At 59.3% G+C, this 19,181-nt stretch carries 14 protein-coding genes and 1 pseudogene; 6 read left to right on the forward strand and 9 right to left on the reverse strand.

What is annotated here, in order from left to right:
- Positions 1 to 3: 3 nt before the first annotated feature.
- Positions 4 to 369 carry a copper homeostasis periplasmic binding protein CopC gene (gene copC / locus ACA044_RS12795; RefSeq protein WP_497446659.1) on the reverse strand — a complete coding sequence of 122 codons (366 nt, stop codon included), beginning with the start codon at positions 367 to 369 and terminating at the stop codon, positions 4 to 6.
- 139 nt (positions 370 to 508) lie between these two features.
- Between copC and ACA044_RS12800 the strand changes: the two genes are divergently transcribed.
- Positions 509 to 1,129 (forward strand): TetR/AcrR family transcriptional regulator, encoded by a 621-nt coding sequence (locus tag ACA044_RS12800; RefSeq protein WP_497446660.1) that lies wholly within the window; start codon positions 509 to 511, stop codon positions 1,127 to 1,129.
- 140 nt (positions 1,130 to 1,269) lie between these two features.
- Here the strand turns inward: ACA044_RS12800 and preA are convergent, their stop codons facing one another.
- From preA to hydA, 3 genes are all read right to left on the reverse strand, one after another.
- Complete coding sequence (gene preA / locus ACA044_RS12805; RefSeq protein ID WP_497446661.1) at positions 1,270 to 2,544, reverse strand: NAD-dependent dihydropyrimidine dehydrogenase subunit PreA; 1,275 nt, start codon at positions 2,542 to 2,544, stop codon at positions 1,270 to 1,272.
- Positions 2,545 to 3,912: an NAD(P)-dependent oxidoreductase gene (locus ACA044_RS12810; protein WP_497446662.1), complete on the reverse strand. Its 1,368-nt coding sequence runs from the start codon at positions 3,910 to 3,912 to the stop codon at positions 2,545 to 2,547.
- A gap of 147 nt (positions 3,913 to 4,059) precedes the next feature.
- Positions 4,060 to 5,499, reverse strand: coding sequence for a dihydropyrimidinase (gene hydA / locus ACA044_RS12815; protein WP_497446663.1), 1,440 nt, complete (start codon positions 5,497 to 5,499; stop codon positions 4,060 to 4,062).
- 623 nt (positions 5,500 to 6,122) lie between these two features.
- On the opposite strand from hydA, the gene ACA044_RS12820 reads away from it, so the two are divergent.
- Together ACA044_RS12820 and ACA044_RS12825 are read left to right on the forward strand one after the other, a co-directional pair.
- Complete coding sequence (locus tag ACA044_RS12820; RefSeq protein ID WP_497446664.1) at positions 6,123 to 7,607, forward strand: NCS1 family nucleobase:cation symporter-1; 1,485 nt, start codon at positions 6,123 to 6,125, stop codon at positions 7,605 to 7,607.
- 141 nt (positions 7,608 to 7,748) lie between these two features.
- Positions 7,749 to 9,032 carry a Zn-dependent hydrolase gene (locus ACA044_RS12825; RefSeq protein ID WP_497446665.1) on the forward strand — a complete coding sequence of 428 codons (1,284 nt, stop codon included), beginning with the start codon at positions 7,749 to 7,751 and terminating at the stop codon, positions 9,030 to 9,032.
- A 184-nt stretch (positions 9,033 to 9,216) separates the two neighbouring features.
- On the opposite strand, the pseudogene ACA044_RS12830 reads toward ACA044_RS12825, so the two are convergent.
- A pseudogene (locus ACA044_RS12830) lies at positions 9,217 to 9,324 on the reverse strand (OprD family outer membrane porin); the annotation flags it as partial.
- A gap of 152 nt (positions 9,325 to 9,476) precedes the next feature.
- On the opposite strand from ACA044_RS12830, the gene ACA044_RS12835 reads away from it, so the two are divergent.
- From ACA044_RS12835 to ACA044_RS12845, 3 genes are all read left to right on the forward strand, one after another.
- On the forward strand, positions 9,477 to 10,424 hold the full coding sequence (locus ACA044_RS12835; protein ID WP_497446666.1) for a LysR family transcriptional regulator: 948 nt from the start codon (positions 9,477 to 9,479) through the stop codon (positions 10,422 to 10,424).
- 92 nt (positions 10,425 to 10,516) lie between these two features.
- Positions 10,517 to 11,320, forward strand: coding sequence for a putative hydro-lyase (locus ACA044_RS12840; RefSeq protein WP_497446667.1), 804 nt, complete (start codon positions 10,517 to 10,519; stop codon positions 11,318 to 11,320).
- Between the two features lie 137 nt (positions 11,321 to 11,457).
- The gene (locus ACA044_RS12845; protein WP_497446668.1) at positions 11,458 to 13,581 is read left to right on the forward strand and encodes a TonB-dependent siderophore receptor; all 2,124 of its coding nucleotides are present in this window, start codon (positions 11,458 to 11,460) and stop codon (positions 13,579 to 13,581) included.
- A gap of 258 nt (positions 13,582 to 13,839) precedes the next feature.
- On the opposite strand, the gene ACA044_RS12850 is transcribed toward ACA044_RS12845, so the two are convergent.
- The 4 genes from ACA044_RS12850 to ACA044_RS12865 all read right to left on the reverse strand — a co-directional run bounded on the left by ACA044_RS12850 (position 13,840) and on the right by ACA044_RS12865 (position 19,079).
- Positions 13,840 to 14,199 carry a PqiC family protein gene (locus ACA044_RS12850; RefSeq protein WP_497446669.1) on the reverse strand — a complete coding sequence of 120 codons (360 nt, stop codon included), beginning with the start codon at positions 14,197 to 14,199 and terminating at the stop codon, positions 13,840 to 13,842.
- 585 nt (positions 14,200 to 14,784) lie between these two features.
- The gene (locus ACA044_RS12855; protein WP_497446670.1) at positions 14,785 to 15,312 is read right to left on the reverse strand and encodes a LysE family transporter; all 528 of its coding nucleotides are present in this window, start codon (positions 15,310 to 15,312) and stop codon (positions 14,785 to 14,787) included.
- 129 nt (positions 15,313 to 15,441) lie between these two features.
- The gene (locus ACA044_RS12860; RefSeq protein WP_497446671.1) at positions 15,442 to 17,820 is read right to left on the reverse strand and encodes a penicillin acylase family protein; all 2,379 of its coding nucleotides are present in this window, start codon (positions 17,818 to 17,820) and stop codon (positions 15,442 to 15,444) included.
- A gap of 32 nt (positions 17,821 to 17,852) precedes the next feature.
- Positions 17,853 to 19,079, reverse strand: a complete 1,227-nt coding sequence (locus ACA044_RS12865; protein WP_497446672.1) for a cation:proton antiporter domain-containing protein — start codon at positions 19,077 to 19,079, stop codon at positions 17,853 to 17,855.
- Between the last annotated feature and the right edge of the window lie 102 nt (positions 19,080 to 19,181).

Below are 19,181 nucleotides of genomic sequence, written 5' to 3' on the forward strand. Positions count from 1 at the left end.
GAATTACTGACCCACCTTGAAGCGGTAGGCGCCTTCACTTTTATGGGTGTCGACCGACACGGCGTGCCATTCGACTTTGTAATCGCCTGCGGCCAATGGCGCTGCCGGGGTGACGATCAGGGTTTTCTTGTCGCTGCCTTCGGTGGCGAGGCTTTTCACTGGCACGTCGGCGCCGTCCTTGCTGATCGTCACTTTGGTGAACGTCGCCTCAACCCCTTCGGAGAACACCAGGCGCAGCTCCGCAGGCGCGCTCACGGTGCTGTCGGCCGCCGGGGTCTGGCTTTTCAGGTGGGCGTGGGCAAACACTGATGAGGCGGCGAGCAGCGAGCCGAGGAGGGCGGTGGTGGTCAGGGCGTTCTTGAGCAGCATCGTGAAGACCTCAGTGGCAGGTTCAAAGAGGCGGCCAGTTTACCTGCGGCAAGACCGCTGTACGAAGTTTCGTTTTCCCCTGTCGCCCCGATCCAGAGCGGATGCTAGTCTTGACCAACGCTGTTGTCAGGGAGCCCTCATGGGCAATCACAAGATCGAGATTCGTCGCAGTAACGTCGAAAAAATCCTGCTGGCGGCCGAAAAAGTCTTCGCCGAAAAAGGTTTCGGCAGCACTGCCATGGCCGACATCGCCGCCGAAGTGCAACTGCCGCGTTCCAATCTGCATTACTACTTCAGCACCAAGAGCGAGCTGTACAGCGCGGTGCTGCTGGGGTTGCTGGAGGTCTGGAAGCAGGACGCCTTGTGCTTCGAGATGTTCGACGACCCGCGAGTGGTGCTCAGCAGCTACATCCGCGCGAAGATGAACCATTCCCGCAGCCGGCCGTACGGTTCAAAAGTCTGGGCCAACGAAATCATCCATGGCGCGCCGACACTGGGTGAGAAGCTGGATGCGAGCCTGTACGACTGGGCCAAGATGAAAGAAGCGAAAATTCGCCAGTGGGTGGACGACAAACGCATCCTGCCGGTGGAGCCTTCCAGCCTGCTGTACATGATCTGGGCCTCGACCCAGCATTACGCCGACTTCGATCACCAGGTGAACATCCTCAACGATCATCAGCCGTTGTCGGACATGCAGTTCGAACGGGCGGTGCAGACGGTGACCAGTGTGATATTGCGCGGGATCGGGTTGGAGCCTTGAGGTCTTCGTTGTTGCGGCTGGCCTCATCGCGGGCAAGCCCGCTCCCACAGGATTCTCGGTGTACACGGAATTTGTGTACGACATAAATCACTGTGGGAGCGGGCTTGCCCGCGAAGGCGTCAGTTCAGGCGCCGCTGAGTTCAAACGGCAACGTGATACGGATTCCTCGGATCATGGTTCCAATCCAGAAACGGCTTACCGGTATCCATCGGCACCATCTCGATGCAATCCTGCACCGGACACGTGATCTGGCACAGGTTGCACCCCACACACTCATCATCGATCACTTCATATTTATGCGTCCCGTCCGCCTGCTTAAGGCTCGCAATCGCCTGGTGCGAGGTGTCTTCGCAAGCGATGTGGCAGCGACCGCAACCGATGCACGCCTCCTGATCAATCTTCGCAATCACCTGATAGTTGATGTCCAGGTACTTCCAGTCCGTAGTATTGCCCACCGCACGCCCGGAAAACTCCGACACGCTGGCGTAGCCCTGACTGTCCATCCAGCGTGACAAACCGTCCTTCATCTCCTCGACAATCCGGAAACCATGCAGCATCGCTGCCGTGCACACCTGCACCGCGCCGCTGCCCAGCGCGATGAATTCCGCCGCATCGCGCCAACTGCCAATCCCGCCAATGCCGCAGATCGGCAAGCCTTGGGTCTGCGGATCGCGGGCGATTTCGGCGACCATGTTCAGCGCAATCGGCTTCACCGCCGAACCGCAATAACCGCCATGGGTGCTTTGGCTGCCGACGGCGGGATTGGCGACCATGCGTTCCAGATTGACACTGGTGATCGAGTTGATGGTGTTGATCAGCGACACCGCATCAGCCCCGCCACGGTGCGCGGCACGGGCGGCGACGCGGATGTCGGTGATGTTCGGCGTGAGTTTGACGATCACCGGCAACGAGCAATAGGTCTTGCACCAGCGAGTGACCTGCTCGACGTATTCCGGCACCTGGCCGACTGCCGCGCCCATGCCCCGTTCGGGCATGCCGTGGGGGCAGCCGAAATTCAGCTCGATGCCATCGGCCCCGGTGGCTTCCACCAGCGGCAGGATGTTTTTCCACGACTCTTCGACGCAGGGCACCATCAGCGACACGATCAGCGCGCGGTCCGGCCAGTCTTTTTTGACCTGGGTGATTTCCCGCAGGTTGATCTCCAGCGAACGGTCGGTGATCAGCTCGATGTTGTTGAAACCCATCACTTCACGGTTTGCCCCGAAGTGCGCCGAGTAGCGCGATGACACGTTGACCGCCGCCGGGTCTTCACCCAGGGTTTTCCAGACCACACCACCCCAGCCGGCCTCAAACGCGCGGACCACGTTGTAGGCTTTGTCGGTTGGCGGCGCGGAAGCGAGCCAGAACGGGTTGGGGGCCTTGATGCCGGCGAAAACAATCGAGAGATCGGCCATTTACGCAGCCTCCACGTTGAGCATGAGTTGAGCGTTGATGGCCTCGGCGGCCAGCTTGCCGTGCTGCACGGCCTGCACGGTGAGGTCCTGATCGAGGTTGGTGCAGTCGCCGCCGGCATACACGCCGGGGATGCTGGTGCGCAGCTGTTCGTCGACGAGGATGCGGTCGCCCTGACGCTTGAGTTCACGGGCCAGCGGATCGGTGAGGGCATCACTGTCGAAGGCTTGGCCGATGGCTTTGAAGATCGCGTCGGCGGCCAGTTCGAAGGTTTCGCCGGTGGTTTGCAGGCGACCTTCCGTCAACCGGGTGCGGGCGAAGCGCATGCCGCGCACGGTGCCTTGATCGTCGAGCAGCACCTCTTGCGGTTGAGCCCAAGTCAGCAGGCGCACCTGATTGGCCTTGGCGATGTCCTGTTCGTGGCCGGTGGCGCCCATGTCCGGGGCGCCGCGGCGGTACACCAGATTTACGTCCCGGGCACCGAGGCGGGCCATTTGCACGGCCATGTCGATGGCGGTATTGCCGGCACCGAGGACGATGCAGCGCTCGGCCAGTGGTAGTTGCGTCAGGTCATCGGCCTGGCGCAGTTCGCGGATGTAGTCGGTGGCGGCAAGCAGGCCGGGGGCATCCTCATGGGCCAGCCCCAACTGTTTACTGGCGGCCAGGCCGAGGCCGAGGAACACCGCGTCGAATTGTTGATGCAGTTCGCTGAGGGTCAGGTTGTCGCCGAGCTTCTGCCCGTGGCGAATCTCGATCCCGCCAATCCCCATCAGGAATTCAAGCTCCTTCTGTGCGTAATCGTCCACCAGTTTGTACTTGGCGATCCCGTACTCGTTGAGGCCACCAGCCTTTTCCCGCGCCTCGAAAATCACCACGTCATGACCGTGCATGGCGCTGCGGTGCGCACACGACAAACCGGCCGGGCCGGCACCGACCACGGCGATGCGCTTGCCGGTTGCGGCGGCGCGTTGGAACGGGTGTTCGTTGAAGTGTGCGTTGTCCACGGCATAGCGTTGCAACAGGCCGATCAGCACCGGTGCGCATTCCTGGGCGTTGTTGCGCACGCAGGCTTGCTGGCACAGGATTTCCGTCGGGCAGACCCGGGCGCAACTGCCGCCGAGGATATTCGCCGAGAGGATTTTCTGCGCGGCACCCTGAACGTTTTCCTGATGGATATTGCGGATGAACGATGGAATGTCGATGTCGCTTGGACAGGCATTCACGCACGGTGCGTCGTAGCAATACAGGCAGCGCGAGGCTTCCAGATGCGCCTGACGGTCGTTGAGCGGCGGCGCCAGATCGGTGAAATGGCCGGCGAGGGCGGCCGCGTCCTCATGGGGGTGCGGGAGGTGGTTAAGGGTCTTGATCACGGTGTTGGCCTCACGGTTATTTGAGGTACTGCCTCTGGTGGGCATTGGTTTTTGTGTTGTCTGTGCCGGCCTCTTCGCGGGCAGCCTCGCTCCTACAGGGGTGTGCATTCCAAATGTAGGAGCGAGGCTTGCCCGCGAAGGCCGCTCTCAGCGTTTCACAGCAACCGGCCTGCACAACTCAGCCCGCTTGCTGAGCAAATCAAACACCGCCGGATACGCCGGCCGTTCGACATACCGACCCGCACCCCGCTCGGCCCGCAAATCACCATCGGCCCACACCACTCGGCCCTGGCTGACGGTGTGGCTCGGCACACCGCGCACGGTCTTGCCTTCGAAGATGTTGAAGTCGACTTGCTGGTGATGGGTCTTGGCCGAAATCGTCCGCGTACCTTCCGGGTCCCACAGCACCAGATCCGCATCAGCGCCAACGCGGATCGCCCCTTTGCGCGGATAGAGGTTGAAGATCTTCGCGGTGTTGGTGGAGGTGAGCGCCACGAAGTGCTGCATCGACAAGCGCCCGGTATTCACCCCTTCATCCCAGAGCACGGCCATGCGGTCTTCGATACCGGCGGTGCCGTTGGGGATCTTGCTGAAGTCGTCACGGCCGGCGGCTTTTTGCTCGGCGCAGAAGCAGCAATGGTCAGTGGCGGTGGTGTGCAGGTTGCCTGATTGCAGGCCATGCCAAAGGGCTTCTTGATGACCGCGAGGACGAAAGGGCGGGCTCATCACGTAACCGGCGGCGGTCTGCCAATCCGGGTGTTGGTAAACACTGTCGTCCAGCAGCAGATGCCCGGCCAGCACTTCGCCGTAGACCTGTTGGCCCTTGCTGCGGGCATAGGTGATTTCGTCGAGGGCTTCCTTGGTCGAGACGTGCACCAGATACAACGGCGTGCCGAGTGTTTCGGCAATGCGGATCGCCCGGCTCGCAGCTTCGCCTTCCACCTGCGAAGGCCGCGACAGCGGATGCGCTTCCGGCCCGGTCATGCCTTGGGCCATCAATTTGCGTTGCAGGTGATAGACCAGCTCGCCGTTTTCCGCGTGCACGGTCGGCACCGCGCCCAATTCCAGGCAACGTTCGAAACTCGCCACCAGCGTGTCGTCGGCGGCCATGATCGCGTTCTTGTAGGCCATGAAATGCTTGAAGCTGTTGACCCCGTGATGGCTGACCAGCTCGGCCATTTCTTCGCGGACCTGCTCGCTCCACCAGGTGATAGCGACGTGGAAACCGTAGTCCGACGCCGACTTCTCGGCCCAGCCGCGCCATTGATGAAATGCCTCCATCAACGATTGCTGCGGGTTGGGGATCACGAAGTCGATGATTGAAGTGGTACCGCCGGCAAGCCCCGCCGCGGTGCCGCTGAAGAAGTCTTCGCTGGCGACCGTGCCCATGAAGGGCAGCTGCATATGAGTGTGCGGGTCGATGCCGCCGGGCATCAGGTATTGGCCGCTGCCGTCGAGCACTTCGGCATCGGCGGGAACATCGAGGTTTTCACCGATGGCTTTGATCACGCCCTCGGCGCAATAGACGTCGGCGCGACAACTTTCATCATGGGTAATAACGGTGGCGCCACGGATCAACAGAGACATTCCGAGTTCCTCACAGGCATTGACCGACTGATGCCGGTTCTAGATGTTTTTATATGAAGCAGACGCCAATCGATGTATTCCTGTCAGCGCTGTCAAGAATAGACGCTAGCTGCAGTTTACCGATTGAGCAAGAATATTTTTTATAAGCTTATGACTGTTTTAACTAATTGAAAAATAACGATAAAAACTGAAAATCACCAAAATGGTGAGGCCTCTCACCATTTTGACGCACTTGACAGGTTCCAAAAATAGACGAGATTTTCTATGTGAAATCAGCCGCTTGTGGATGGTCTATGGTTGAGGCGCAGTATTGAAAAAAAGATCGACGCACCAGATTGAGTCCTGACTGTTCGGACAACTTGCCTGACATTCGGCCTGAGTGGCATGGCAACTCACCGCGGATTCAATGGTTGGATAAATAAAGCTGATTAACATCAGTTGGTTAGCAAAATTTTATGGCACGGCCCGATGCACAAGCGGGGCACCCGGCACGTTTATTGATGCCGCCGCTGACACCTTGGCCGGTCCGTAAAAGTTGTCAGTTTCTCCGGCCATCGTCCGGCTCGCGCGCGTTGCGCCAGCCCCTGATGAGCAAAAATAATCAAAAGAACAGTGGAGCGGCCATGCAACAGATCAGATCGCAAGTGACCGAGCGCGACGGCTTGTTTGAGCTCGAAGCCGGCAGCGACGTCCTCGACAGTCCCCGTTACAACCACGACATGGCACCGACCAAGGTGCACGAACGAACCTGGAACAAATGGCACATCACCGCCTTATGGGTCGGCATGGCGATCTGCGTGCCGACCTACACCCTCGGCGGCGTGCTCACCGCTTATTTCGGTCTGAGCGTCGGCGAAGCGCTGCTGGCGATTCTGTTCGCCAACATCATCGTGCTGATCCCGCTGACCCTGAACGCCTTCCCCGGCACCAAGTACGGCATTCCGTTTCCAGTGTTGCTGCGCTCGTCCTTCGGCATCCTCGGTTCCAACATTCCGTGCTTGATCCGTGCCCTGGTGGCGTGCGGCTGGTTCGGCATCCAGACCATGTTCGGGGGGCTGGCGATTCACCTGTTTCTCGGCTCGGTGTTCGATGACTGGAAAGCCCTCGGCGGCACCGGTGAAGTGATCGGCTTCATGGTGTTCTGGGCCTTGAACCTGTGGGTGGTGATTCGCGGCGCGGACTCGATCAAATGGCTGGAAACCCTCTCGGCACCCTTGTTGGTGCTGGTGGGCGTGGGGCTGCTGGTGTGGGCGATGCCGAACGTATCGATGAGCGAATTGATGGCGATCCCGGCCAAGCGTCCAGAAGGGGCCAGCGTGGTCAGTTACTTTGCCGCGGGGCTGACCGCCATGGTCGGGTTCTGGGCCACTTTGTCGCTGAACATTCCGGACTTCAGCCGCTACGCGAAAAGCCAGAAGGACCAGATCGTCGGGCAGATTATCGGCTTGCCCCTGACCATGTTCCTGTTCGCCTCCCTCGGTGTGGTGATGACGGCCGCCTCGGTCAAACTGGTGGGCGTCACTGTTTCCGATCCGGTCACATTGATCGGCCATATCCAGAGCCCGGTCTGGGTCGCCCTGGCCATGGCACTGATCATCATCGCCACGTTGTCGACCAACACCGCGGCCAACATTGTGTCTCCGACCAACGACTTCCAGAACGTCGCGCCCAAGATCATCAACCGCACCAAAGCGGTGATGCTCACGGGTTTGGTCGGCTTGGCGCTGATGGCCCATGAACTGCTGAAGAAGCTCGGGCTGATCGTCTCGGATTTAAGCCTGGAGACGGTGTATTCCAACTGGTTGCTGGGCTATTCGAGCCTGCTGGGGCCGATCGCCGGGATCATGGTAGTGGACTATTTCCTGATCAAGAAGCAGCAACTGGATCTGGCTGGCCTCTACCGTGACGACGTTTACCCGGCGTGGAACTGGTTTGGTTTTATTGCCTTTGGCGTGCCGGTGGCGTTGACGCTGCTGTCGCTGGGCAGCGATGCATTCAGTTGGTTCTACAGCTACGGCTGGTTCACCGGCTCGGCGCTTGGTGGGCTGATTTATTACGGGTTGAGTGTGATGCGACCTAGCCCGACTGCTGTGAAATCTCCGGTGTGAACACTGGCCTCTTCGCGGGCAAGCCTCGCTCCTACAGGTTCGCGTATTCCTTGTAGGAGCGAAGCTTGCTCGCGAAGGCGGCCTCAAAAACACCCAAGAAATGCCTGAAGAAATCCATAAGAACTGCCTGAGGAGATCACCATGAACGCTGCCATAGACGTTCTGCAGTCCACCCATCAGCACATCAACCGCGACCGTCTGTGGCAGTCGCTCATGGACCTGGCCAAACTGGGTGCCACGGTCAAGGGCGGTGTCTGCCGGCTGGCCCTGACCGACCTCGACCGCCAGGCGCGGGATATCTTCGTGAGCTGGTGCGAGGAGGCCGGTTGCACCGTCAGCATCGACGCTGTCGGCAACATCTTCGCCCGCCGTCCGGGGCGCAATCCGAACCTGCCGCCGGTGATGACCGGCAGCCACATCGACACCCAGCCCACCGGCGGCAAGTTCGACGGTTGCTTCGGCGTGCTGGCCGGGGTCGAAGTGCTGCGCACCCTCAATGACCTGGGCGTGGAAACCGAAGCGCCGCTGGAAGTGGTGGTCTGGACTAACGAAGAGGGCTCCCGTTTCGCCCCGTGCATGATGGGCTCCGGCGTGTTTGCGGAAAAATTCACCCTCGAAGAAACCCTGGCCAAGGTCGATGCCGAGGGCGTGACCGTCGGCGAAGCCCTGAACGCCATTGGCTATGCCGGGCCGCGCAAGGTCAGCGGCCATGCCGTCGGTGCGTATTTCGAGGCGCACATCGAACAAGGCCCGATTCTTGAGGACGAGCGCAAAACCATCGGCGTGGTGATGGGGGCGCTGGGGCAGAAATGGTTCGACCTGAAACTGCGCGGCGTCGAGGCCCACGCCGGCCCGACGCCGATGCACCTGCGCAAGGACGCTCTGGTCGGCGCCTCAGTGATCGTCGGCGCGGTCAATCGCGCCGCCCTTGGCCATCAACCCCACGCCTGCGGCACGGTCGGTTGCCTGCAAGCCTACCCCGGCTCGCGCAACGTGATTCCCGGCGAAGTGCGCATGACCCTGGACTTCCGTCATTTGGAACCGGCTCGTCTGGACTCGATGATCGCTGAAGTCCGCGAGGTGATCGAAACCACCTGCGAGGAACACGGCCTGACCTTCGAACTGACACCCACCGCCGACTTCCCGCCGCTGTACTTCGACAAGGGCTGCGTCGAAGCAGTACGCGGCGCGGCGCAAGGGTTGGGTTTGTCGCACATGGACATCGTCAGCGGGGCAGGGCACGACGCAATCTTCCTCGCCGAACTCGGCCCTGCCGGGATGATCTTCGTGCCCTGCGAAGGCGGCATCAGCCACAACGAAATTGAAAACGCCGCGCCGGATGACCTGGCCGCCGGGTGTGCGGTGTTGTTGCGGGCGATGCTGGCGGCTTCGGCTGCGATTGCCAGTGGTGAACTTGCGGCCTGAAGGTCAAAAGATCGCAGGCTTCGCCAGCTCCTGCAGGGGTTGCGTACATCCGCGGGTGTACACAAACACCTGCTGCACCTGCGTGCCCGAATCGCCTGTCTGAAAAAGGTGAGGATTGATGAGGGAAAGCCGATTCCGTGCGGCTTCCCTATCAACTACTCCTGGACCACCGATTTGTTGAAAATTACCAAAGCGCCAAGGTATAGCTAACGATCAGGCGGTTCTCATCCAGATCGTTGCCGAAGTTCGAACGCACCGACGCGTTACGCCATTTAAAGCCCAAGCCTTTCATCAAACGGGAAAAAAGCGAGGTTAGGCATAAGAAAATTTGATGCACCGGCGACGAGTTCTGGAGTAACAATTGCTACGCGCCGAACACTTATCTCTGTGGGAGAACCGTCACCGCCCCCACCTCCATGCATCACGAAAGCCGCGAGAGCCGCCATGAACCTCAAATTCCTCGAAACCTTCGTCTGGGTCGCCCGCCTGCAAAGCTTCAGCCTGACCGCAGAAAAAATGTTCAGCACTCAGGCCGCTATCTCCAGCCGGATTGCCGCGCTGGAAGACGAGTTGGGCCTGCGCCTGTTCGTGCGTGATTCACGCGGGGTATCGCTGACGCCTGAAGGTCTCAAGGTACTCGACTACGCCGAGCAGATGCTTGAGGTCCAGCGAGCGTTGAAACACTCTCTGAAAAGCACCAGCCCGCAGCAGGGGCTGGTGCGCATCGGCGTGATGGATACGGTGGTCCACACTTGGTTCAGCCCATTGATGTCGATCTTGATGCAGACCTTCCCCGCGGTGGAGATCGAGATCACTGCCGACGCCGCACGCAATCTCTGCGAGCAATTGCAAAAGGGCTATCTGGACATCGTGTTCCAGACAGACCTGATCCGCCATGAAAGCGTGCGCAACCTTGAGCTGGGGCACTACCCCATGCACTGGATCGCCGCCAGCCACTCGATCTATGCCCGGCCCTATGCTTCGCTGATCGAGATGGCCAGTGAGCGCATCATCACCTTCGTCAAACACTCACGGCCGCATCAGGATGTGCTCAACCTGCTGCACGCCCATGGCATCAGCGCGCCGCGCGTCAGTTGCGTCAACTCGGTGTCGGCCATGACCCGGCTGATTCGGGACGGTTTCGGTATTGGCGCCTTGCCGGCGGCACTGGTGGCCAAGCCCTTGGCCAGCGGCGAGCTGATTCAGTTGGACCCCGGCACGCGTCTGCCGCAACTGGATGTCGTGGCCTCGTGGCGAGCGGGCGTCGGCCTGGAGCTGATCGAGAGCATCGTCGAGATGAGCCGCCAGGTGGTCGGCCAATATGCGATTGATGTCGGCCCACAACGCATGGTGGCGGCACCGGGTCTCAACAGCCGACGACCCCTTGAATAACTTTTAGTTGTTGAGTGGTAACAACATTCCTTGTTGGACGGCGTCGCCATGATTTTCTAAAAAGAGTCCACGAACCCTGTGGAGACGCCGTGATGACTCAGCCAGCCCTGTCCTTCGAACAGTTGCAGCAGTGCACCCCCCTGGCCCTGCGCCAAAGCATTGCTGCCGGACACTATCAAGGTCATACCAGCGGCTTGGGCCAAGGCCGGGTGCAAGCCAATATCGTGATTCTGCCCAGCGATTGGGCCAACGAGTTCCTCAGGTATTGCACCCTCAATCGTCAGGCCTGCCCGTTGCTGGACGTGACCGAGCCGGGTGATCCGTATTTTCGCAATCTCGGAACCGCCATTGATATCCGCCACGATGTGCCCCGATACAGGGTCTATCGCCATGGCGAGCTGAGTGAAGAGCCGCTGGATATCGAGCATCTGTGGCAAGACGATCTGGTGGCTTTCGCCATCGGCTGCTCGTTCTCCTTCGAACAACCATTACTGGATGCCGGCATTGCACTCAGGCACATCGAACTGGGCCGCAATGTCGCCATGTACCAGACCAATATAGACACTCGCTCCACCGCTCGCCTGAGTGGCAAGCTCGTGGTGAGCATGCGGCCAATGAAAGCCGCTGCAGCGATCCAGGCGATTCAGATCACCGCCCGCATGCCCAACGTCCACGGAGCTCCCGTACACATCGGTGATCCGTCGCTGATCGGCATTCACGCGCTAGACACCCCGGACTACGGCGATGCCGTACCCATCGAGGCTGACGAAATACCCGTGTTCTGGGCCTGCGGTGTGACGCCTCAATCGGTGGTGCAGGCTTCACGTCCGCCACTGTGTATCACCCATGCCCCCGGCTGCATGCTGGTGACGGACTTGTACAACAGTACTTTATAAAGGCGTGGGTGGCGCTTTGTGGGTTAAGGCAACATGTCAGGAAAAAGTACCAACTGTTAATGGGAATTGATATTATTCAGCATAAATTCTTGCCAGGCTCCTGAGGTGCCCGGCATCCTCCTAAGGATTGTATGTTGATGCGTCGAACCCTCGTTTCTCTGTATGTGATCCAAGCTATCTCCCAGACCGCCTGGGCTGAACAAACACCGGCTGATCCTGCACCCATTGTGCTGCAAGCGATCGACATCAACGGCACAGTCGATGAGCAGGCCCAAGGGCCGGTCCAGGGCTATCGAGCGACCCGTTCGGCGAGTGCGACGCGCACAGACACTCCGATTCATGAAACCCCACAGTCCATCAGCGTGGTCACCCGGGATGCCGTGGAAGACCTCAGCGCCACGCGCCTGCAAGACGCCCTCGATTACGCCGGGGGCGTGGGCCGTGCGAACAATTTCGGTGGCCAGGGTCTGACCACTTTCACCGTGCGCGGCTTTACCACGGGTGAGTTCTACCGCAATGGCTTCCCGATCAACCGCGGTTATCCGAACATGCCCGATGCCAATACCATCGAGCGCCTGGAGGTCCTGCGTGGCCCCGCCACTATGCTGTACGGCCGCGGCGACCCGGGCGGCACCTTCAACGTAGTGTCCAAGCAACCCCTGGCCGAGCGCACGGTCACCCTGGGCAGTCAGCTCAACGATCAGGGCATGCGTCGCGGCACACTGGACGCCTCTGGACCGCTGGATGACGACGGGCGACTGGCCTATCGGCTGAACGTGATAGGCGAGGGCGGCGATACCTTCCGTGATCAGGTCGAAAACGAACGTTACGGTGTGACGCCGGTCCTCGGTTGGCAGGTCAACGACACCACCCGTATCACCTTCGAAGGCGATTTCATGCGCAACAACGTGCCGCTCGATCGCGGTGTCACCCGCTATAGCAATCAGGTCGGCGTGGCATCGCGGGAGACCTTTTTCGGTGAAAAGGACGTCGGCAAGTTGCACAACGACAACAACATGGCGCAATTGCGTTTCGAGCATTTTCTGAACGACAACTGGACCTTGGGCGGCGGCACGCAATTTCTCGAGGGCAGCCTGCAAGGCAATGCCATCGAAGCCAACGGCGTCGCTGCCGACGGTCGAACGCTGGGACGCAACTTCAACTACCGCAAGCTGGAATGGCGTGACCTTGATGTGCAGTTGAACCTGACCGGGCATTTGTCCACCGCCGGATTCGACCATACGTTGCTCACGGGCATCGAGTATGAGGATTACGATTACAAGTCGATCATCCGTCGCTCCAGTGGGGCGGTGGGTGCCTATCCCATCGATATTTTCAATCCGGTCTACGGCCAGCCGCGTCCGGCGCTGACTCGCACCACCACCAACGATCAGGAAAACCTCAAGACCTATGCCGCTTTCGTGCAAGATCAGGTGACCCTGACCGAGGGTTTGAAAGCCTTGGTGGGTGTGCGTTTCGAACGCTTCGAACATGACTACGACAACTACCTCGTCAACGGTCCGAGCTGGACCGCCAGCGACAACGCAGTCACCCCGCGCCTGGGGCTGATCTACGACCTGACCCCGACCGTGGCGATCTATGCCGACACGGCGCGGTCCTTCAAGCCCAATAGCGGTGCCAGTCGAACGGGTGGCGGCTTCAAGCCTGAAGAGGGCAAATCCTATGAGGTGGGTGTCAAGTGGGAGGTTCTCGATCGCCAGTTGAGTGTGGATGCCGCGGTGTATCAGATCGAAAAACGCAACGTCCTGACGACCGACCCGGTGGACTCGACCTTCAGCGTTGCGGCGGGTGAAGTTCGCAGCCGTGGTTTCGATCTGAATGTGGCCGGCAACCTCACGCCAGAGTGGCGCATGATCGGTGGCTACGCCTATGTGGATGCCGAAGTTACCCAGGACAACGTGCTGAAGTCAGGCACCCGTCTGGTGAACATTCCGCGCAACAGTTTCAGCCTGCTGAATGTCTATGAGTTCCAGGACGGCAGCCTCAAAGGGCTGGGTCTGGGGCTGGGCGCCAGGTATGTCGACGAGCGCGCCGGCCAGACCGCGGCCAATGCCTTCTCCATGGATAGCTACCAGGTGTTCGACCTGCTCAGCTATTACAAAGTCAACGAGCGCCTGCGGCTTAACCTTGACTTGAAGAACCTGTCTGACAGCCACTACGACGAAGGCGCCTTTGGCAACGTCTACGCTTATCCGGGCGCGCCGAGAACCGTGCAGGCGGGGATTTCATACACCCTGTAGGGAGATTTTCCCGGGCTGCGAGAGAGGGGTATGGGTTTAACAAGCCTGTACCTCTGCGAGGCCCCCTTTGTAGCAGCTGGCGAAGCCTGCGTTCGGCTGCGTAGCAGTCGTAAAATCAGAGATCGCGGTACGTCAGGTAGATCGTGTTAGCCGAACTCACGACTGCTTCGCAGCCGAACGCAGGCTTCGCCAGCTGCTACAGATAGCATTGCGGCTTAACTGACTCGCATTAGCTACCGCGCTCCTGTTCATGCCTCTTCAGCGCGACTGCGCGCAATCCGTATTCCGTGACAGTGACCAGCGACGTGCATCCTTGGCGACCTGTTCACCCAGCATCGCAACAACGCGTTGTTGAGCGTTGGCCAGTTGCGCATAGCCACCGGGCGCTTCCTCCCTGAACCGGCCCTGACACAGCAAGCGGGCTGGGGGCGTATCACCGACAAAACTCAGGCTCCAATCCGCTTGTAACTCGACTTCCCTACCGGGCCAGTTATCGAGACGTCGAACCTGCACCTTGATTCTCAGCACGGGTGTATTCGGCGGCTGTGCAAGTCCTGAAATGTCCTGTGTATTGAGGCGCTGCGTCAATTCGGCAGAGAGTGCACTGAGCCAGTTCACATGCGGCTTCCCATGGGTAGTGTTTTGTCGCTGTGCAGCGTCTACTACGCTTTCCTAGGTGGGTTTGTTTAGGGCTGCGGGAGGTGATGATGAGGATCCAAGAAAAGAAAGAAGTTGAGATCGTCATAGACATCCTGTGCGATGTCTGCCTCGAAAGCACTCGCGCCGAGGGTTATGGCCTCCAATACGCCATATTGCAGGCCCACTGGGGATAGGCTCGGCCCACGATGGTGAGTGCTATGAGATACACCTGTGTGAACGCTGCTTTTTCCAGGCAGTTGCCAGCCTTAAGCAGGAAAGGCGTACCCAAACGATGTTCAGTGAAAATGAAAAGGACAAGTTAACTGACAATTTCGGCATGGTTGCAGCGGACGATTTCTTCAACAACGGCGGAAGCAATCCTCATGTCGTTCTACCAAGCGTTCCGACTCTGAGCAGGCCTCCCTGAATGATCGAGCGCAGAATCTCCCATTCTAGATCTCAACTTCGGCACCTGGATGCCCTGAACGCGCGGGTGGTCTACCAACGTAGAGGTGCATTGGTAGGTCTGCTCGGTGATACGTCTATAACACCTGAAAACGATCTCTATCTGTCTTGAAATACCAGTTTTCTTCTCTCAATTGGAACCGATAAAACGATGCTGGTACGCGTTTCGCCATAGTTATTGATCTTCGCGATGACATTTTCGATGTCGGCCATCGACTTCGCATAGATCCTAATAAGGTACGAGTCGTTACCCGTAACGTGTAGGCACTCAACGACTTCAGGGATGTCGTTGAGCGTTGCGATCAACTTAGACTTTGATGGCTTGAAGGTAGTCATGCCGACGACAGCCGATCCCAGAATGGTTATGGTTGACCCGGAAAAATAGTTGATCAACCTAAGCTTTGATTGAGAAATCCTAGTCTTGAATATGGAGGAAAACCCGCTCAACCCCAACCACCAGACAGCCGAGCCTAGAAATATACCTGTCACCATAGGCAGCACTGAGTGCTGACTGCTTTGATCATTGACCATGCCGTCACTCATGGCGGCAAATATCGCGATAAACGATAAGATGGCCATTGGGTTCGATGGTGTCAGAAGCGGTGTAGTCGAATAAGCCTTCATCATCTCATCAGTTAGTCCCACTGCCCTCAGCGAAAATCCGTTTCAGGCTGGTTTACGCCTATTTGTCCGAGGGCTCCTGTTCTGATGAGAGTCGTTTTCGGCGATCCGACGGAGCTCGCAGTTGCAGTGCGACTACGGTGTTAGCTCAAGCGTACTTACCGTATGGCTGGCCACATCGGCTTCAGAAAGATGCATGGGCTGGTAATGCCCCTTGGTAAAAGGCAATGCCTGGTCCTTGTAATGCTTGTCAAACAGCACACCACTCTGGCCTACCGGCAAAATTCCCAGCCCTCGGTCAGGCGTCCCCAAGTCAATCAGCCGACGCACGGAGGGTCCATAGTTCACAGCCCACGGCGCGAGGCCCAAAGGGGACGAGAAGTTGTTGGGGACCTCATGATTGCCCGGCACCTCGAATGGCCCGACGTTGAATAGCATCCCCAACCATTTCTGCGTGCCCAGTGGGTGCATCTGGGTCAGGTGGTGGGCCTTGCTCCATTGCCATTGGTTGGCGTCTGGGCCGAGTGTCGATTGTAGGTGAGCGACGCTGGCCTGCCAGGCTTGCGCGACTACATCGGCACGGTTTTCCTTGCCCGGTGTGGTGCGATCGTCCCACCAGGGGGAGGTATCGTCAGCCGCCAATCGAGGCAATGCCGCATCCAGCACACGGGTAGTCAATAGGTTTTCAAACAGGGCATTACCCAGCTTTTCGTGCAGGGTCAGATAAGCCAGTTCATATAGGAACTGGTTGAATAACGTGGCGCTAACCGAATCCAGCGGATAGTCCCCTTGCCACTGGGCGAGATTCTCCAGCCATTGCCGCTGCTGAGGGTCACGAACCTGTTCGCGCAGAATCGGCAGCAACGGCTGCAGCACCCGCTGGCCGTAATGAGTGCGTGTGTCCAGTTGCACCTGCTGGCTGTTGTTAACGTCCCATTTCACCTCATGGCTCAACCATTGGTTCAAGCGTTGGCCGCGGTCGGGCAGATTGTAGTAACCCTGGATTCGCCGACCGGTGGGCGAGGGCGGTTGGGTGTTGGCTGAAACGATGTAGCCCCGAGCGGGATTTTCTTCATGGGGGTTTTCGCTGAAAGGGTAGTACCCGGACTTGTCAGCCTGGCCCGTGCTGCCATCGAGGATAAAACCGGGATCCACGTCCAGAGGGCGGATGGGCAGCGCAGCGGCAGCCCACCAGGCAATGTCGCCTTGGGCGTTGGCGTACACGATATTCAGTCCCGGGGACTGGATCTTCGAGGCGGCCAGGCGGGCCTTGTCCAGCGTGTCGGCACGATTGAGCGCATAGAACGCCTCGACCACCGGGTTCTCGGTATCCAGGTAGTTCCACCACAGTGCGATGGGCCGGTTGCCCGCGCTCTCGCCCAGGGCATCGTTGATGATGGGGCCGTGGGGCGAGCGCCGCAGGTGCAGCTCCACCGCGGGTTCGTCCTTGACCTCGATAAGCTGAACCTGATCTTCAAGGGTGACCCACTGGCCCTGGTACCAGACTTGGTTGGGGTTCTGCGGGTTGGTCTTCTCGGCGATCAGGTCGATATCGTCGTTCTGGAACATGGTCAATGTCCAGGCGAACGCCTGGTTGTGACCCAGCAGGGCAAAGGGCACCAGGCTTTCGTAGTCACCGTACAACTCAAAGCCGGGCGCTGACAGGTGGGCTTCGTACCAGACCGACGGCACCGAAAAGCGGATATGCGGATCGCCGGCCAGCAAGGGTTTGCCACTGGCGGTGCGACTGCCCGATACGGCCCAGGCATTGCTGCCCTCCAATTGAGGCAGGCCAGCGGCGCTCACGGCCTGCTCGCTGAGTTGTGCCAGGGCTTCGAGGCCCTTCCAGTCGTCAGCGTTGAAAGTCTGAGTGGCGAGGGCTCCGTTGGGGCGCCAGTCATGGTCGAATACCTTCAAGTAGTCCTCCCCCAACTTTTCGCGAATGAAGGTCAGCAACGGTTCGGTGCGAAAAGCGGCAGCAAAACTGTAGGCCATGTATCCGACCACACTGTAGACATCCTCGGGTGTGAACGGACGCTTGGGGATGCCCAGCAAGTCGAACTCCATAGGGCTGGCATGCTGGCGCTGATACTCATTGATGCCCTCGAGGTACGCCTGCAAGGCCTGCCAGGCAGGGCTGTTGTGGTCGGCATGCGCGACTTGCAGGTTGGCACGCTCGCGGATGCGCAAAGTCCGAAACAGCTTGTCGGTGGGCACCAGTTTGCTGCCCAGCACTTGCGCCAGCTCGCCACGGGCCAGGCGTCGGAGCATTTCCATCTGAAACAGCCGGTCTTGTGCCTGGGCGTAGCCCAAGGCGCGATACAAATCGCCTTGGTTTGCCGCTGTTATATGGGGGATGCCCCGCTCATCGAAGCGCAGTTGCACAGGCGCCTGCAGACCTCTGAGCACCACCGTTCCCTGGCGTTGCGGCTGCTTGCTATGGACATACCAAGCGCCGCTAACCGTGACGACCGTTACCAGAACCACCAGGCATAGCAGAATGCGTTTGAACACGAAAAAGACCTTGTTGGCAGGAAAGAGAAGGGCTATTGCGCACTCAACAGGCGACCGCTGGCGCTTCGTTTATGCAGCAGATGGAGCAAGGGACCGGTCATCATGGTGGTGACCACGGTCATGATCACGAACAGGGTGAACAGCTCTGCGCCAATCACCCCCAGGTCCAGGCCGATTTTCAACACCACCAGCTCCATCAGGCCCCGGGCATTCATCAGCACTCCGACAGAGGCCGCCACTGACAGCGGGTAACCTGCCAGGCGCGCACCCAAGGCGCCGCCCAGCAACTTCCCGCTGACCGCCACCAGCAACACCAGCGCCAGCATGCTCAGGCCCACGCTGGAAAACGCCGCTGTAGAGGTATTGAGGCCCGCCAGGGCAAAAAAACTCGGCATCAGCACAATCACCGCGATGTGCTCCACGCGTTCCACCAGCATGTTCAGCAAGCGCTGGTCCCGGGGCAGGCAAGCGCCAAACAGGAAGGCGCCGAATACGGCATGCACCTGCAGCCAGTCGGTGAGGCTGCCGTAAATCAATGCGCCACACAGCAACACCAGCAGGCGCGTATCGCCGTCATGGCCGATGCGCTCAATCCAGGCCTTGAGCAGCGGGCGTACGCACCAGAATGAAGCGGCGCACAACAGCAGTAGCCCGCCAAATCGCAGGGCCAGGTCCTGCCATTGGCCGTCGACCTTCAGGCTCGTGGCCGCAATGGCCAGCAGAATCCAGGCGCCCACATCGCTCAGCGCGGCGGACATCAACGCCAGTGAACCGGCCTCGCTTTCAAGCAACTGCCGCTCCTTGAGGATGCGCGCCAGCACCGGAAAAGCCGTCACCGAGAACACCGTGCCAATAAAGAGCACAAAGCTCAGGCGCGGTACGCCTGGCGGTGCGAACGACTCGAACAGCAGCGGTGCCACTGCCGCCCCCAAGGCAAAGGGAATGATGATGCTGCAGCCCCCCGTCAGCAGCACTTTGCCCTGCATGCGTGGCCCTGAGCTTTGCGGAAAGCGGAACTCGGCGCCCACCACAAACATGAATAACAGAATGCCAAGATCACTCAGGGTCTTTAGCTGTATCGCCGCGTCGCCCTTAAATAGTGCGTGGTGAAACTGTGGGAAGAAGTACCCCAGAACAATTGGGCCCAAAATAAAACCTGCCATCATTTCCCCGATAACTCCCGGCTGACCTATCTTCTTCAATAGCGCTCCCAAGGCCTTGGCAGCCAACAAGATGAATACAATCTGCACGAATAGCATGGGTTCTACCTTAATGGTGTTCGTGGAATTTTACTCATCTGCAGGCGGCTCTAGCCTGAAATGAAGGGATTGACGGTCGATCCTAACTGATATGGGAAAATT

The organism is Pseudomonas sp. LBUM1673, from assembly GCF_059695645.1.

Bases quoted from the DNA above. Each gene is read 5' to 3' on its own strand.
- copC (WP_497446659.1), bottom strand. From the start codon at position 369: ATGCTGCTCAAGAACGCCCTGACCACCACCGCCCTCCTCGGCTCGCTG.
- ACA044_RS12800 (WP_497446660.1), top strand. From the start codon at position 509: ATGGGCAATCACAAGATCGAGATTCGTCGCAGTAACGTCGAAAAAATC.
- preA (WP_497446661.1), bottom strand. From the start codon at position 2,544: ATGGCCGATCTCTCGATTGTTTTCGCCGGCATCAAGGCCCCCAACCCG.
- hydA (WP_497446663.1), bottom strand. From the start codon at position 5,499: ATGTCTCTGTTGATCCGTGGCGCCACCGTTATTACCCATGATGAAAGT.
- ACA044_RS12820 (WP_497446664.1), top strand. From the start codon at position 6,123: ATGCAACAGATCAGATCGCAAGTGACCGAGCGCGACGGCTTGTTTGAG.
- ACA044_RS12825 (WP_497446665.1), top strand. From the start codon at position 7,749: ATGAACGCTGCCATAGACGTTCTGCAGTCCACCCATCAGCACATCAAC.
- ACA044_RS12835 (WP_497446666.1), top strand. From the start codon at position 9,477: ATGAACCTCAAATTCCTCGAAACCTTCGTCTGGGTCGCCCGCCTGCAA.
- ACA044_RS12840 (WP_497446667.1), top strand. From the start codon at position 10,517: ATGACTCAGCCAGCCCTGTCCTTCGAACAGTTGCAGCAGTGCACCCCC.
- ACA044_RS12845 (WP_497446668.1), top strand. From the start codon at position 11,458: ATGCGTCGAACCCTCGTTTCTCTGTATGTGATCCAAGCTATCTCCCAG.
- ACA044_RS12855 (WP_497446670.1), bottom strand. From the start codon at position 15,312: ATGATGAAGGCTTATTCGACTACACCGCTTCTGACACCATCGAACCCA.
- ACA044_RS12865 (WP_497446672.1), bottom strand. From the start codon at position 19,079: ATGCTATTCGTGCAGATTGTATTCATCTTGTTGGCTGCCAAGGCCTTG.